General features: G+C 72.8%; 16 protein-coding genes. 3 read left to right on the top strand and 13 right to left on the bottom strand.

What is annotated here, in order from left to right; translation table 11 throughout:
- Window positions 1-12: 12 nt before the first annotated feature.
- On the top strand, window positions 13-384 hold the full coding sequence (locus ER308_RS09685) for an RNA-binding S4 domain-containing protein (protein ID WP_240732019.1): 372 nt from the start codon (window positions 13-15) through the stop codon (window positions 382-384).
- A gap of 114 nt (window positions 385-498) precedes the next feature.
- Window positions 499-2031, top strand: coding sequence for a cell wall-binding repeat-containing protein (locus ER308_RS09680; protein ID WP_131154795.1), 1533 nt, complete (start codon window positions 499-501; stop codon window positions 2029-2031).
- Window positions 2032-2103: 72 nt separating this feature from the next.
- On the opposite strand, the gene ER308_RS09675 is transcribed toward ER308_RS09680, so the two are convergent.
- From ER308_RS09675 to ER308_RS09640, 8 genes are all read right to left on the bottom strand, one after another.
- Entirely contained in the window at window positions 2104-2376 is a 273-nt protein-coding gene (locus tag ER308_RS09675) for a MoaD/ThiS family protein (RefSeq protein WP_131154794.1), read from the bottom strand.
- A gap of 4 nt (window positions 2377-2380) precedes the next feature.
- Window positions 2381-3433, bottom strand: a complete 1053-nt coding sequence (locus tag ER308_RS09670) for a beta propeller repeat protein (protein ID WP_131154793.1) — start codon at window positions 3431-3433, stop codon at window positions 2381-2383.
- Between the two features lie 118 nt (window positions 3434-3551).
- Window positions 3552-3863, bottom strand: a complete 312-nt coding sequence (locus tag ER308_RS09665; RefSeq protein WP_131154792.1) for an MGMT family protein — start codon at window positions 3861-3863, stop codon at window positions 3552-3554.
- Window positions 3864-3878: 15 nt separating this feature from the next.
- Window positions 3879-4637: a MerR family transcriptional regulator gene (locus ER308_RS09660; RefSeq protein WP_131154791.1), complete on the bottom strand. Its 759-nt coding sequence runs from the start codon at window positions 4635-4637 to the stop codon at window positions 3879-3881.
- Between the two features lie 169 nt (window positions 4638-4806).
- Window positions 4807-5667, bottom strand: coding sequence for a maleylpyruvate isomerase family mycothiol-dependent enzyme (locus ER308_RS09655; RefSeq protein ID WP_131154790.1), 861 nt, complete (start codon window positions 5665-5667; stop codon window positions 4807-4809).
- Window positions 5668-5687: 20 nt separating this feature from the next.
- Window positions 5688-6434 (bottom strand): tyrosine-protein phosphatase, encoded by a 747-nt coding sequence (locus ER308_RS09650; protein WP_131154789.1) that lies wholly within the window; start codon window positions 6432-6434, stop codon window positions 5688-5690.
- A 4-nt stretch (window positions 6435-6438) separates the two neighbouring features.
- Window positions 6439-7821 (bottom strand): MFS transporter, encoded by a 1383-nt coding sequence (locus ER308_RS09645; RefSeq protein ID WP_131154788.1) that lies wholly within the window; start codon window positions 7819-7821, stop codon window positions 6439-6441.
- Window positions 7818-9125, bottom strand: coding sequence for an FAD-dependent oxidoreductase (locus ER308_RS09640; protein WP_131154787.1), 1308 nt, complete (start codon window positions 9123-9125; stop codon window positions 7818-7820). Before ER308_RS09640 ends, ER308_RS09645 begins: the two co-directional genes overlap by 4 nt.
- Before the next feature lie 226 nt (window positions 9126-9351).
- Here ER308_RS09640 and ER308_RS09635 point away from each other — a divergent pair, with 226 nt between their 5' ends.
- Window positions 9352-10014 carry a sigma-70 family RNA polymerase sigma factor gene (locus tag ER308_RS09635; protein ID WP_165491958.1) on the top strand — a complete coding sequence of 221 codons (663 nt, stop codon included), beginning with the start codon at window positions 9352-9354 and terminating at the stop codon, window positions 10012-10014.
- 53 nt (window positions 10015-10067) lie between these two features.
- On the opposite strand, the gene ER308_RS09630 is transcribed toward ER308_RS09635, so the two are convergent.
- The 5 genes from ER308_RS09630 to ER308_RS09610 are packed head-to-tail and all read right to left on the bottom strand — an operon-like array spanning window position 10068 to window position 15373.
- Window positions 10068-11054 (bottom strand): asparaginase domain-containing protein, encoded by a 987-nt coding sequence (locus ER308_RS09630; RefSeq protein ID WP_165491957.1) that lies wholly within the window; start codon window positions 11052-11054, stop codon window positions 10068-10070.
- 27 nt (window positions 11055-11081) lie between these two features.
- Window positions 11082-11978, bottom strand: a complete 897-nt coding sequence (locus tag ER308_RS09625) for a polysaccharide deacetylase family protein (RefSeq protein ID WP_131154784.1) — start codon at window positions 11976-11978, stop codon at window positions 11082-11084.
- 24 nt (window positions 11979-12002) lie between these two features.
- The gene (locus tag ER308_RS23375; protein WP_131154783.1) at window positions 12003-13448 is read right to left on the bottom strand and encodes an ATP-binding cassette domain-containing protein; all 1446 of its coding nucleotides are present in this window, start codon (window positions 13446-13448) and stop codon (window positions 12003-12005) included.
- Window positions 13448-14488 (bottom strand): branched-chain amino acid ABC transporter permease, encoded by a 1041-nt coding sequence (locus ER308_RS09615; protein ID WP_131154782.1) that lies wholly within the window; start codon window positions 14486-14488, stop codon window positions 13448-13450. The genes ER308_RS23375 and ER308_RS09615 overlap by 1 nt, the downstream gene beginning before the upstream one ends.
- Window positions 14489-15373, bottom strand: a complete 885-nt coding sequence (locus ER308_RS09610; protein ID WP_131154781.1) for a branched-chain amino acid ABC transporter permease — start codon at window positions 15371-15373, stop codon at window positions 14489-14491.
- Window positions 15374-15391 lie beyond the last annotated feature (18 nt).

Genomic DNA, 15391 nt, shown 5'->3' with positions numbered 1-15391 from the left:
CAGCCTGGGGACGTGGAGTCCGCGCGCGTCGACCGGTGGCTGTGGGCGGTGCGCCTGTGCAAGACCCGTTCGCAGGCCACCGAGGCCTGTCGGGCTGGGCACGTGGAGGTCAACGACCGCAAGGCCAAGCCCGCCTCGACGGTGCGGGTCGGTGACACCGTGCGGGCGTGGCTACACGGTCGCGAACGCGTCGTCGAGGTCGCTCGGATCATCGACGAACGCGTCGGTGCGCCGGTCGCGAGGGAGTGCGTGGTGGATCACAGTCCGCCTCCCCCACCGCGCGAGGCACCGCCCCCGGGAGCTCGACGGCCGCGCGGCGCCGGCCGGCCCACGAAACGGGAACGCCGCCAGCTCGACCAGTGGTGGGGTCGTCGCGGCCGCTGACCCCCGGCGCATGGAAACCGCTGCGCCGTGCGTCGAAGCCTGTGATCCCGAGCGGGACCTTTCCTTTCGTCATGCGGGCGTCCCGTTCGCAGCGCACACAGGAGATCGACGGAAATGGCGCGAGCAGTCGGGCGGGTCGCAGTGGTGCTGGCGGTGCTGGCCGTCGCGTTCTTCATCCGGGCTCCGGATGGGACGGCCGATCAGACGGACGCCCACGAGCTCACCGGCGACGATCCGGTGTCGAGCGCGGTCGAGTTCGCGCGGCTCGCCCACCCCGACGGCGCGGTGGAGGAGGTGGTGCTCGGTCGAGCCGACGTGTTCAGCGACACGCTCGCCGCGGGCTCGGTCACCGGCCAGCCGGTCCTGCTCACCCCCACGGACGAGCTCGCAGCGCTCACCGCCGAGGAGCTCGATCGGCTCGGGGCGCAGCGGGTGACGATCCTCGGTGGGCCCGCCGCCGTCGCACCCGAGGTGGAGGAGGACTTGCGCGCCCGGGGATACGAGGTCGAGCGGCACTGGGGCGAGGATCGCGTCGGGACCGCGTTGGCCGTCGCCCGAGAACGGCACGCGGATGCGAGCGACACCACCGTGGTGCTCGCCCGCGCCCATGGCGAGGGCACGCAGGCCTTCGTCGACGCGCTCGGTGGCTCGGCGCTCACCCATGCCATGGCAGGCCCCGTGCTCTTGACCCCCAGCGACAATCTCGACGAGGACGTCGCCGCCTACCTGCAGGAGGCGGATGCCCGCGAGGTCGTGATCGCCGGTGGCTCGGCGGCCGTCTCGGAAGCGGTCGAAGAGGAACTGGCCGCGCTCGGGGTGACCGCCGAGCGCGCCGCCGGTCAGGGACGCAGTGGCACTGCGGTCGCGCAGAACGTGCGGCGGGGCGTGGCCCACGCCAGCGACGCGTCCTCGGTGTTGCTGCTCGACGGCGACGACGAGGGCTCCTGGGCAGCGGGGTTCGCGGCCGGCCCGTGGGCCGCGGAGACCGGGGCCGCGCTCGTGCTCACCCGGGGCGGCCGTCTCCCGAACGAGACGACGACGTTCCTCGCGAACGCCAACGGGCCGCAGTTGCGTTGCGGATCGAGCGTGACCGCGAACGTGTGCGAGCACGCCGGTCGAGCGCTCGAGTTGCCCCCGTTCGCCTCCGCGGGTGGCATCACGCTGCACCAGCCGTCGACGCTCGTGGAGCTGATCGGCTGGCACGAGTCCAACGACCGCGGCGCGCAACAACTTCAGCCCGCCTCGTCCGCGTCACCGCATCTCACCCTCGACAGCCGGGGCCGTGACGCGCCGTCGCGGTCCTCGGCCGACGTCGTCATGGACCCGGACCGACCGGTGCGCTCGCCGGTCAGCGGGGAGGTCGTCCGCACCGGCACCTACCAGCTGTACTGCCGCCACAACGACGGGTTCGCGGTGATCGCGCCCGACTCCCGCCCCGAATGGGAGGTCAAAGTGCTGCACATGCGCGGCCTACGGGTGAACGAAGGCGACCGGGTCGTGCAGGGTGAGACGCTGCTCGCGGACGGGCCTCGACCGTTCCCGTTCCGATCGCAGGTCGACGACGAGTCCAGCCACCACGACTGGCCGCACGTCCACATCGAGGTCCTTGACCCGTCGGTGTGGAACCCGCCGTCCTCGGGTTGCTGAACGCGTCGCACGCCGGGCGCGAACGGGCCTTCGCCTCTCAGGCAGCGGCCGGCTCGTCACATCGGGCCGCCGTCAGCCTCCCGACACCGCGGGGACGAATGCGATCTCGCTGCCGGCACGCAGCGGTTGGTCCGGCTGGCGCAGACGGGTCGGTTCGCCGTCGACGACGCAGAGCACGTGGGTCCGCAGCGCGCCGCCCTCGTCGAACAGGTGAGGACGGAGCTCGGGGTGACGGGCGAGGAGCGACGCGATCGCGTCGCCGACGGTCGACGCCTCCACCTCGACCTCGCGCACTCGGCCGACGGCTGGCTGCAGGACTCCCGGAAGGCGGACGGTCACCGGCATCGCGCTAGACGACCGCCACCGAGAGGACCCGCGGCAGGGTCACGGGCACCGGCGACCAGCGCTCGCCGGCGTCGTCGCTGGCCCAGACCGCGCCCGAGGTCGTGCCGCAGAACACGCCGCCGTCGCCGTCCCCGGTCAGCGCGCCCCGCAGCACGGCCGTGTACGTGGGATGGCCGGGCCAGCCGGTCCCGGCCGGGCGCCAGCTGTCGCCGTCGTCGTCGCTGCACCAGGCGCCGAAGCGGCCGTCCACCGGCACCCGGTTCTCGTCGGCCTCCAGCGGCACGACGAACAATCGGCCGCTCGCGTCGTCGCGCCACATCGGGAAGCCGAACGCGGCCGGCAGACCCCGCTCGATGCGCTCCCACGTGTCGCCCCCGTCGGCGGTGCGGTAGACGCCGGAGTGGTCCTGGCGCCAGATCCGCGCCGGATCCCGGGGATCGTGGGCGAGACCGTGCACGCACCACCCGGCGGGCGTCCCCTCCTCCTCGCTCTCCGGTATGACGGGTGCGACACCCTCGTCGACGCGCCGGAACGTCGCGCCGTCGTCGTCCGAGCGGAAGACACCCACCGCCGAGACGCCGACCCAGGCACGGCCGTCAGCAACGAGAACCCGGTGGGCCGCCAGGCCGCCGAGCCCGGGGAACCAGTTCGCACGATCGGGGAGCATGTTGAAGCTCTCGACGCCCTGCCAGGTCACGCCCCCGTCCTCGCTGGTGAACAGGCCGGCGTCCTCGACTCCGGCGACGATGGAATCGCCCCAGTGGGTGAGTGTCCAGATCTCCTGCAGGCGCGGAGCCCCCTCGGCGTCCTGCTCGTACGTCGGGACCCCCGGTGCTTGTTGCCATGCCTCGGGGTCGGCGTGACGCGACCGGGGCGCGCGGTGGATCGAGGCCCCGAACCAGTTGCTGGCCAGCGCCGCGATCGTCTGGCCGTCGTGCGAGGTCCATGCGGTGACCTTCCAACCGGGGAACAAGGGGCCGGCGAGCTCCCACCCCCGGTCGGGCGCGCCGTCGACGAGATAGCCGCCCTTCTCGGTGCCGACGGCCAGCGTGACCATGTCCACCCCCTCTGGCCGCGTGCCGGGCTCGCGACGAGGATCGACCGGCGGGCCCGCACCGTCAATGCCGAGATGCTGTGGCGTCAGCGGCTGTCGGCCTCGCGCAGCAAGCCGGCGATCATTCGTTCGAGTGTCGCCGGTCACGCGGTCCGCGGCTGACGTGGCCATCGGCGACCGCGACGCCCTCGGCCCGTAGGTGCGCGGCCTGCTCGACCTCGAGGCCGGGAGCCAGGCGCCCGGTGGCGGTGACCACCCGCCACCAGGGCAGCCCGTCGGCCTCGCGCAGCACGTGGCCGACCGCCCGGGCGGCGCCGGGGGAGCCGGCCTCCGCCGCGACGTCGCCGTAGCTCACGACCTCGCCGGGCCCGAGTGCACGGACCACGGCGACCACGCGGTCGCCGAAACTCGACTGCGGTACGGACCGGCGCACGTCGAACGCCTCGTGTTACGCGGTGCGCGAGGCGTTCGCCTCGATCGCCTCGTGCAGGAACCGGGCGAGACCTGGCGCGACGCGCTCGTAGTAGGCGGTGAACCGCTCGTCGTCGACGTACATGCGCCCGAGGCCCCGATGCATCTCGTGGCCACAGTCGTAGAACCAGCGCACGAGGTGCTGCCGATGCGCCTCGGCGAGGTCCATGGCCCGCTCGCTGTCCGGCGCCTCCCCGTCGGCGAGCGCGGCGGCGAGCCCTTGCTCGATCTCCGCGCCCTCCGCCTGGATGGCCCGCCAGTCGTCGGCGGTGTACCGCGCGGTGCGCTGCTTCGACTGCGCCCACGCGTCGGTGTCGCCCCAGCGTTCGTACGCTTCGTCCTCGTAGTCCTCCGGCAGCCAGTCGCCGAAGAGCTCGAGTCGCTCCTCGGGTGTCAGGTTCACGTTCATGTCGTCGGCCTCCAATGCCTCGTCGACGGCCGCGAGCATGTGCTCGAGCCGCGCGATCCGCTCGCCGAGGATCTTCCGCTGCCGCGCGAGGTGGTCGCGCGGGCGAGCCGCCGGGTCGTCGAGCAGGACCGCGATCTCCTCGAGGCCGAACCCGAGCGCGCGGTAGGCGAGGATCTGCTGCAGCCGCTCCAGCTCCTCGGACGTGTAGCAGCGGTAGCCCGCCGCGGTGCGCTCGCTCGGGACGAGCAGCCCGATCGCGTCGTAGTGGTGCAGCGTGCGCACCGTGACGCCCGCCAGTTCGGCGACCTCCCCGACCGTGTATCGCATGGGTTCCACCTCCTTGCTCGACGAAGGCTGCGGCCTGACGTCGCGGGAGGGTCAACCGCGCCGCGCGTTTCGGGTCGCAAATTGTGCGCGGACCGCGCGCATCGGTCGCGATGCATCTCGTGGGCAGGGACGGGCCGAGCCGGGTGACACTCACGCCGCCCCGTCTCCCTCAACCTTCGCGGATGATGGCGAGCAGTTCGAGCGCGGCCTCCCCGAGCCGCTGGTCGCCATCGATCCGAGCGTGGGACCGGGCCGTGTGCGGATCGGTCATCCGCACCGCCAGCCGCCATGTGGTATCGGCATCGAGCGTCACGCTCGTTCCGGCCTCGGGTCGCTCCTCGAACCCCCAGCCGTCCGTGTCGCGCGTGACCGTCCATCGTCCGCCCGCTGGTTCGGGCACGACGAACGCCAGGCGGCTCCCGGCCGGCGCGGGGGTGTCCGCGAGCGTGTGCGGGAGTGCCCGGAGGAACGTGTCCAGTATCGGCTGCAGCGTCGCCGGGTCATCTTCGACCGGCAGGCCGACGGCCTCCCAGATCTGTTGGTGGTGGACCCAGACCTCGGTGAGGTCCCGGGCCGCGTCCAGCCACACCGGCGCGGCGCCGGGACCCGCCCACGAGACCTCCTCGCCCAACGCGTCGAGCTCCGCGGCGGCCCACAGATCGGCGATCTGCGGGCCCGTCCAGGCCAGCAGCTCCACCAGGAGGCGGGGACTGAGCCGCTGCGCGGCCTCCACCCACTGGGCGTTGTGCCGGTCGATGAAGCGCGTCAGCGGCTCGCCCGACGCGGGCCCCGGACCGGGGTGCTCGTCGCGCGTCCGGGCCAAGCGGGAGAGGTCGGTGCCGAGCAGGTGCGCGGCCACGTCGGCGACCGTCCACCCCGGACAGGCCGTCGGTCGGGTCCACTCCGAGCCGTCCAGGCCGCGCAGCGTCGCGAGCAGTCCGGAGCGTTGCGGACCGAACCGATCGCGCACGTCGAGGCGCGGCCCGAACGCGCGGGCGAGCCCGGCCTCGTCGGCACGTCCGTCGCTCATGAGCGGTCGCTCGCGCGGGTTCAGCCGCGCGTGACCAGGCGGCGGTCGAGCGCGGCCCGCAGACCGCCCTCGGGATCGAGCACGTGCCAGAACCCGTCGGCGGAGCCGTGCTCCTCGCCCAGCGCCGCGAGGAACGCCGCCAGCACCTCCGCCGGTGCGCCGAGACGTACGTCGCGGTCGATGTCGTCGGCGGTGAGCTCGGGATCGTGGCGGGGCAGGGTCATGCGCATCGCGGCGTGGCTGCGGACGTAGTCGTCGATGACGAGGCGCTCCTCGACCCCGACTCCCAGGAGCGTCAGCGCGGTCGTGACGCCGGTGCGGTCCTTGCCGATCGCGCAGTGCACGAGCACCGCACCGTCGGCGTCCGCGACCCGCGCGGCGACCGCGCGCAGTTGGGCAACGTTCTCGGAGGCCATCCACGCGTAGTAGCGGCCCACATCGGCTGGGCGGATCTCGTCGGAGGCGAACATCGCGTCGCTGACGTGCGGCGGGGCCTCCACCGCGAACGGGATCGCGTGGCGCTGGACACGGTCCGCCAGCGCCGGTGGCAGCGGCTTGCGCTCCGCCTCGTCGTCGCGGCGGAGATCGATCACGTCGGTCACCCCGAACCGGTCGGCGAGGGCGACGGCGTCGTGCGGCTCGGCGAGCGAGGGCGACTCGCTCCGCAGCAGCACCCCGGGACGTATGCGGCCACCGTCGCGGGTGGGCAGTCCTCCGAGGTCGCGCAGGTTGGGCAGGGACGGCAGGGCCACGTCGAGGGTCGTCATGCCCCTAGCTTGCCGCACGCGAGCGGCGCCTTGGCGACCGCGGGGTGAACGGTCGGGGTGGGTGCCCCGGGCGTGGCAGGAGGACGGCCGCCACCGCGCTGCCGACGGCGAGCAGGAGCCAGCCCGGCCAGTAGCCGCCGGCGAGGGTCGCGAACGCGCCGATCAGCAGCGGGGCGCCGGCCTGCGCGAGCTGCACGACCCGGACGGCCCTGCCCTGGGTGACCCCGAACCCCCGGAGCCCGAACAGATCGACGATGTAGAGCGGCTTGACGACGGTCATGGCCCCGGAGCCGAGGCCGAACAGCACGACCATCGCGACGTCCGCGGTGAGGGTGGGGACGACCAGCGGTAGGAGCAGGCCGACCGCTTGAGAGCCGAACGACACGGCCATGGCGGCGCGCGCGGTCAGCCATCCGAGCGCCGGCCCCACCACGAGGCGCCCGAGGACCTTGGCCACGCCGACGCCTCCCGCCAGCGCGGCCGCGAGCGCGGCGGACCGGCCCGCTTCGAGCAGGAAGGCCACGAGGTGCGCGCCGACCGCGACCATCGGGGTGGCACCGAGCACGAGCGCGAGGACGAGCCGGCGCAGCGTGGGGCTGGTGGCCAGCGTCGGCGGTTGGTGCGCGGGTGCGCCGGCCGCCGGCGGGGGAGCCGGTGCCGGATGCGCGGGAGCCGCGGGTCCGGGCGCGGCTGGCGGTTCAGCGGCGGGTTCCGGGCCGGCCGCGGCGTCGTCCGGCGCGGTCGCGCCCGCGCCCGCAGGATCGGCGGGATCCGGGGCGACGACCCGCCCGCGCGGGGGGAGGCCGAGCAGGTGCAGCGGCGTGGCGATCGCGGCCAGGGCGAGACCCAGGATCAAGAGGGCGTCACGCCAGCCGAGCGCGCTGGCCAGCGCCTCGGTCAGCGGGATGAAGATCGTGCTCGCGAACCCGGCCGCGACGGTCACCACCAGCACGGATCGGCGGCGCCGCCCGGGCGCGTGCCGGGTGATGGCGGCGAACGCGGGCTCGTAGAGGGACATGGCCATGCCGAGGCCGATCACGACCCACGCGAGCACGTAGGTCACGAAGCCCGTCGTGCTCGCCCACGCGACGACGCCCGTGCCGCCGACCAGGGAGCCGGCGACCATCACGCCCCGTGCGCCGAACCGGTCGATCGCGCGCCCGATCGTCGGCGCGCACAGGCCGGCGGTCACCAGGCCGACGGTCAGCCCGGCCGAGGCCTGTGCGCTCGACCAACCCAGCTCGGCGCGCATCGGCTCGAGGACGACGCCGAACGCGTAGAGCAGGACCCCGTACCCGACGGTCGCCGTGACCGCGAGCGCCCCCGCCAGCGCGTGGGTGCGGGCGGGGGCCTCCCCCTCGGCGGGCGGGGTCCTGCGGCTGCTCACGTCTCGCAGCACCCCGTCCCGATGGTCGCGAGCTCGGCTGTCGGGGTGGGGGCGCCGCACACGCCCGTCTCGGGGAGCTCGAGATCGATCCGCTGCGCCGACTCCGCGTCCCCGGCCAGCGCGGCGGCCACCGACCGCACCTGTTCGTACCCGGTCCGCGCGAGGAACGTGGGGGCACGCCCGTAGCTCTTCATCCCGACCACGTAGAGGTCGGGCTCGTCGGGATGCGCGAGCTCGGCGGCGCCGTGCGGGGGTACGGTCCCGCAGCTGTGCACGTTCGGATCGATGAGCGGGGCGAGCGCCCGCGTGCTCTCCACCGAGGGATGCAGGTCGAGGCGCAACTCGGCCAGCAGCCGCAGCTCGGGGCGGAAGCCGGTGGCTCGCACCACGACGTCGAGGGGGCCGATGGACCGGTCGCCGGCGTGCAGGACGACGCCCTGCTCGTCCCGGGTGACGGCGTCGGTCGGGAAGCGGGTCACCAGGTCGATGCCGGGGCGATCCACCGCGGCCTGCGCGGTCTCGCCGACCGCCGCGCGGGCGGGCAGCTGGTCGGCGCTCCCGCCGCCGAAGGCGGGCCCGTCGCCGCGGGTGACCCACACGACCTCGGTGCCGGGCTCCTCGTCGACGAGGCGGGCGAGATCACCGATCACCTGTTGGGCGGAATGGCCGCTGCCCACGATCGCGGTGCGCCTGCCGGCGTGCGCGGTCCGGTCGGCGCCCAGGACGTCGGGCATGCCGCTGGGGATCCGGTCCCCCTCGGCCTCCTCCCCGAGTGCGGGCAGCCCGTCCGCGCCGAGCGGGTTCGGGCTGAACCAGGTTCCGGTCGCGTCGATCACCGCGCGGGCGCGCAGCCGCCGCTCGCCGCCCGGGCCGCGGAGGTGGAGCACGAACGGACGTCGGTCGCGGTCGGTGTCGGCGAGCCGGTCCGCGCGCTCCCGGCTGACCGCGACGACCCGCGTGGAGAGGCGCAGCGCGTGCGCGATCGCGGGCGTCTCGGCCAGCGGCTGGAGGTACTCGGTCACCCACTCGCCGCCGGTGGGCAGGCCCTCGGGGTCGGGCTCGCGCCAGCCGGTGGGTGCCAGGAGCTCCCGAGCGGCCGGATCGACGAGCATCGCCCACGGGCTGAACAACCGCACGTGCGCCCATTCGCGCACGGCGGTCGCGACCCGGTCGCCGGCCTCGAGCAGGACGACCGGAAGGCCGCGCGCGTGCAGGTGGGCGGTGGCGGCGAGCCCGACCGGGCCGGCGCCGAGCACCGCCACCGGCGTCTCGGTATCGGTGTCGAAGGTGTGTGCTGTGGACATGGAGGCTCCTCGTTCTGGTCGGGATGGTGCACTCGCGTCGTTGCGTCCGGGGAGACGAGGAGGCTGCCCGGTGGACGCAGGCGAATTTCCCTGCGTCCATCCTCGCGGTTGCACGTCCTAATGGGGAAGGAGTCACGTAGGAACCGAGGAGCCGACCGATGCGTGTTCATGCCCTCGAGCGCTCGCTGATGACGTCCGGGCGTCGCGCGGTGGCACGATGACCGGCATGGCTGACCCGTCGGCATCACACCAGGCGGCGAGTGCCCGCGCCGCCTCGCTGGACGAGGGGACGTGGCGGGAGTTGCTCCGGCGGCTGGGTGGGTTCGTCCGCAAGCGGGTCGCCGACCGTGACGACGCCGACGACATCGTCGCCGACGTGCTCCTGCGCATCCACGAGCGCATCGAGACCCTCGATGACCGCGACCGGCTCCTGCCCTGGGTCTTCCAGATCACACGCAACGCGATCGTGGATCACCATCGCGCGGTCGGCCGCCAGCGCGAGCAACCCACCGACACCGTGCCCGAGCCGCTCGAGCCCGGCGAGGAGGACGATGCCGAGACCGCCGCCCTGCGCGCCGAGGTGGTGGGCTGCCTGGCGCCCCTGCTCGACCGCCTCGACACCCCCTACCGCGAGGCGCTCGAGCTGGTGGAGGAGCGGGGCCTGACCCACACCGAGGCCGCCGAGCGCGTCGGGATCTCGGTCTCGGGGATGAAGTCGCGGGTCCAGCGGGCACGCCGACAGGTCGCCAGCGAGTTGGACCGGTGCTGCGAGTTCGCGCTCGACGGCCGCGGGTCCCCGATCGGGTGGCGCAAGCGCGCCGGTACTCCGGAGATCCGCTCCGGGGCGTCCTCGAGCACGGGGGAGGGACGCGAGGACCCCTCGACCTGAGGGGCGGTCCATCCGACCCTCGGTGCGTCCGGCCGGGTCGGTCGCGGTGGCGGTCAGGCGGGTGTCGGGGTCAAAGCCTCGATCGCCTTGCGCGTCGCCTCCGGGTCACCGCCGCTCGTGGCCAGGGCCGCGAGCAGCAGCATGCGTGCCTTGGCCCCGTCGAGATCGCCGACCGCGACTGCGCCCACAGCCGCGAAGTGGTTCGCGGACCCGTCACCGGGTTGCGACCACACGCCGCCCGACTCGCACCGCGACGCGAGCAGCACGATCGTGCCGCGTCGTGTCACGTCGTCGACGGCCGTGACGACGTCCATGGGCGCGGTCCCGGCGCCGAACGCCTCCAGCACGATCCCTGCTGCGCCCGCGTCGGCAGCGGCGCGCACGAGGGCGCCGTCGGTGCCCGCTGCCAGCCGGACCAGATCGACCCGGTGCCCGAGGGGTGCCACTGGCCACGCGTCGCGGCGAGCGACCGCCTGGTGCCGGAGGAAGGCGTCCCCGGCGACTTGACCGACGGTGGCGCGGGCGGGACCGAACGGCTCCAAGGACGCGGTGTGACGCTTGCCGGCCGCGGCTGCCGGGATGACGGTCCCCCCGAGGCACACGAGGACGCCGACGTCGCGGGCCACCTCGCTGGCGGCGACGAGAATCGCGTCCCGAATGTTCGCGGGCCCGTCGCCCACCGGGTGCCCGGCAGGGCGTTGCGCCCCGGTGAAGACGATCGGGTCGTCGCCGCCGTGCCAGAGGTCGGCGAGGAACGCGACCTCCTCGAGGATGTCGGTGCCGTGGAGCACCACCACGCCGCCGATGTCCTCGCGCGCGGCCTCCATCACCGCCGTTCTGGCCACGAGTTCGACGGCGTCGAGGCCCATGAGATGGCTCGGGAGCCGCAGCAGGTCCCGGCATTCGAGCGCCGCGAGCTCGTCCGCCTCGGGAACCTCTGCGAGGAGCTCCTCGCCCGTGCGGAGCGACACCCGGTCACCGCGAGTGACGGTCGCGATCGTTCCGCCGGTCGCGAGAACGCACACGCGCGGTCGGGTCACCTGAACCTCCGGATCACCTCGTTCCACTCAGGACCGCCGGGGACTGCGCTGCGCGAAGTCGTCGGCGATCTCCTCGAACGTCGCCCACCGCACGCCGGGGTGCGCGTTGATGTGCGCGAGCAGCCGCTCGAGCATGAGCAGCACCTGGGGCCGCCCCGAGACGTCGGGGTGGACGGTGAGCAGGTACACCCCGTAGTCCATCTCCCGGTACATCCAGTCGAACTGGTCGCGCCAGAGGTCCTCGATGTCCCGTGGGCTCACGAAGCCGTGGCTGTTCGGGTTCGCCTTGATGAACATCATCGGCGGCAGGTCGTCCAGGTACCAGCTGGCCGGCAGCTCGATGAGGTCGCTCGGCGTGCCCCGCTGGTACGGCTTCATCCAGGCCTCCGCGGGCTGGCTGAAGTCGATCTTCGTCCAGCTCTCGCCCACCGGTGCGTAGTACGGGGTGTGGTCGTCGTGCATGAGGCTGTTGTCGTACTTGATGCCGGCCTCGAGCAGCAGCTCCACCGAGTTCTCCGACAGTTCCCACCACGGCGCAACATAGCCCGCCGGCCGCCGGCCCGACACCCGCTCAACCAGCTGGATGCAGTTGTGCAGGATCGCCTGCTCCTGGTCCCGGCTGAGGCTCAGCGGGTTCTCGTGGGTGTAGCCGTGCAGGCCCAGCTCGTGCCCCGCCTCGACCACGGCCTCGGCCTGATGGGGGAAGGACTCGATGGAGTGGCCGGGCCAGAACCACGTGCTCGGCAGCTCGTAGCGCCGGAAGAACTCGAGCAGGCGCGGGATCCCGACCTCGCCGGCGAAGGCTCCGCGGCTGATGTCCATCGGCGAGTCCTCGCCACCGTACGAGCCGAGCCACCCAGCTATGGCGTCGACGTGCACGCCGAGCGCGCAGAAGATCTCCTTGCCACCAGCAGCGGTGTCCATCTCGTTCCTCCTTGCTCGGGATCGTTATATGCCGAGGTACGCCCTCCGCACCTCGTCGGACGCCGAGAGCTCCTCGGCGGAGCCGCTCATCGCGACCACCCCGTTCTCGAGCACCGACCCGCGGTCGACGAGCTTCAGGGTCTGCGCGACGTTCTGCTCGACCATGAGGACGGTGACGCCCTCGCGGTGGATGTCCTGCACCCGCTCCATCACCTCGCGGACCAGAAGGGGGGCGAGGCCGAGCGACGGTTCGTCGAGCATGAGGAGACGGGGGCGCGTCATGAGGGCTCGGGCGAGCGCGAGCATCTGCTGCTCGCCGCCGGAGAGCGAGCCGGCCATTTGTTCCCGGCGCTCTCGCAGGCGCGGGAACAGCTCCAAGGCCAGTTCGAGGGTCTCGGCTTCGCCGTCGCGGGCGCGGGCCGCGTGCGCACCCAGCCGGAGGTTGTCCAGGACGCTCAGGAAGGGGAACACCATGCGCCCCTCGGGCACCTGGACGAGTCCGCGCTCCACCCGCTCGTGTGGGGGGTCAGCGGTGATGTCGTCGCCGTCGAAACGGATCGCGCCGGCCGTCACCGGGACCAGCCCCGAGATCGCCCGCAACAGCGTGGTCTTCCCGGCCGCGTTCGCGCCGAGCACCGCGACGGCCTCGCCCTCCTCGACGGCCAGGGAGACCGACGACAGCGCGCACATGTCACCGTAGTGGACCGCGATGTCCTGGACCTCAAGCAGTGCCATCGGTGTCTCCGCCGTCGGTCGCGTCCTCCGCCGGCTCGCCCAGGTAGGCGGCGACGACGTCCGGGTGGTGGGCGATCTCCTGGGGGTTCCCTCGGCCAGCTTCGCGCCGTGGTTCAACACGACGATCCGGTCGGCGAGCTGCATGATCGCCTTCATGTTGTGCTCGATGATGAGGAACGTGAGCCCCTCCCCGTTGAGACGCCGAAGGATGTCAAGCGTGCCGTTCACCTCGGTGGGGGTGAGCCCACCCATGATCTCGTCGAGGAGAAGCAGGCGCGCGTCCGTGGCGAGTGCGCGGGCGAGCTCGAGGCGCTTGCGGAGCGCGAGCGGGAGACCACGGGCGTAGCTGTGCGCGAACTCCTCGAGCCCCAGGGTGCGAAGGGCATCGCCCGCCACGTCGCGGGCAGTCGGGACTCGCTGCCCGCGCGTCAGCGCCGCGACGACCACGTTGTCCAACACGGACAGGTTGCCGAAGGGCTTCACGATCTGGAAGGTCCGCCCGATCCCCCGGCGGCTGCGGTCGGCGGGACCGAGTCGCGCGATGTCCTCACCGCGGAACGTGATCACGCCGCTCGTGGGGCGGACGAGGCCCGAGACGACGTTGAACGTCGTGGTTTTCCCGGCCCCGTTGGGTCCGATGAGGCCGAGGATCTCGCCCTCCGCGACCTCGAAGCTCACGTGATCGACGGCACGCAACCCCGTGAAGTCGACCGTCACCTCCGAGACGCTGAGCATCACCGGGCCCCCCGTCGCCGGGCGAGCCGTCGTCCCGTCGCCTGGAGCCAGGGCAGCGCTCCCCGCGGCGCGAGCACCACGATCACGACGAGCAGCAGGCCGTAGACCATGAGGGACGGCCCGCCGCCGAGCTGGGCCCGGAGGATCTCGCCGAGAGGGATGACGATCACCGCTCCGAGCATCGGCCCCCACGCGGTGCCCATCCCTCCGACGATCGCGACCAGCGCGATCTGCACCGAGAGCTCGAACTGGGTGGTGCTGTCCGGGTCGATGTACTGCACGAACTGGGCGTACACCGTCCCGGCCACCGCGGTGAGCGCGGCGGAGAGCGCGGCGGCCACCAGCTTCCACCGCACCACGCGGACGCCGACGGAGCGGGCCGCGTCCTCGTCCTCACGGATGGCGACGAGGTAGTAACCGAAGCGGACGCGCTCCAGCCAGAGGGTGACGCCGACCACGAGCCCCACGAGTCCGAGCCCGAGGTACCAATACGCCTCGAGGGAGGCGAACAGCATGTTCTCCCAGCCCCCGTCGAACGGGACGACGAGGCCGGCGGCGCCGCGAGTGATCTCCCGCAGGTTCACCGCCAAGATGTGGACCACGAACCCGAACGCGAGTGTCGCCAGCACGAAGAACGGCCCGCGAAGCCGGAACGTGATCGCCCCGAGCACGAGGCCGAGCAGGGCCGCGAGGCCTGCGCCGGCGAACAGGCCGAGCCAGGGTGAGATGTCGAACTCGAGGAACAGCAGGGTGGAGGTGTACGCGCCGACGCCGAGGAAGGCCGCGTGGCCGAGCGACAGTCCTCCGGCGTACCCCGCCGCGATGTTCCAGGCGCTCGCGAGGGCTCCCCAGATGAGCACCTGGATCGCGAGGTCCACCCAGTAGCCGCTCGGGAGCAGATGCGGGAAGACCAGCAGCACGGCGATGACGACGAGCCCGCCGATGAGCATGCCCCCCTGGCGCACCCTGCCCGGACCGGTTCCCGCGGCGGGGTCCGGGTGGTCGCTGGGCGGGGAGGTGGAGGTCGTCTCCGATGACATCTAGGCCCCTTGGTAGACCTCGGCGCCCCGCCGGCCGAGCAGGCCCTGCGGACGCAGCACGAGGACGGCGATGAACACGAGGAAGTAGGCGATCTCCGCCCAGGCGGCGCCGATGAGGAACCCGACGACCGACTGCACCACGCCGATCAGAAGTGCGGCGACCACCGCGCCTACTACACTGCCGAGGCCCCCGAGGACGACGATCACGAACGCGGTGATCACGAAGGACAGCCCGACCCGCGGGAAGGCGGAGAACACCGGCATGGCGAGGGCGCCCATCGCGCCGGCGCCCGCGACGGCGATCGCGTAGGTGAGCATGTAGACGCGTCCCACGTTGATGCCCATGAGCGCGGCCGCGTCGCGGTTCTGCGCCACGGCCTGGATGGACTTGCCGAAGCGGGTGTAGGTGAGGAGCGCCCAGAGCGCCAGGGCGAGGCCGAGGGCGACGACGAAGGACACGACGAGAGGGACGCTGGCCCGCACCTCGCCGAGCGAGAAGGCGGTGCCGGTGTAGCCGGTGGTCACCGAGCGCGTGTCCGCCGACCAGACCGTGAGGGCGAAGTTCTGCAGGAAGATCGACAGCCCGAGGGTGGCGAAGACCACGGTGACCTCGGGTGCGCCGATCGTGTGGCGGATGATGAGCCGGTCGGTGAGCAACCCGAGTGCGAACACCGCAGGCACGACGGCGAAGACCGACACGTACGGGTCGAGGTCCCACAGGGCCCACATCCAGAACGCCCCGTACATGCCGAGCATCATGAACTCGCCGTGAGCGAAATTCACGACGCGCAGGACACCGAAGATCAGGGTCAGCCCGACGGCCAACAACGCGTAGATGCCGCCCGTGAGCAGGCCTGAGGTCACGATCTGCAGGACAAGGTCCACCTGGGATCCTTCTCGGTG

The organism is Egibacter rhizosphaerae (assembly GCF_004322855.1).
GTDB lineage: Bacteria > Actinomycetota > Nitriliruptoria > Euzebyales > Egibacteraceae > Egibacter > Egibacter rhizosphaerae.
This window is presented reverse-complemented; position numbering and strand designations above follow the sequence as displayed.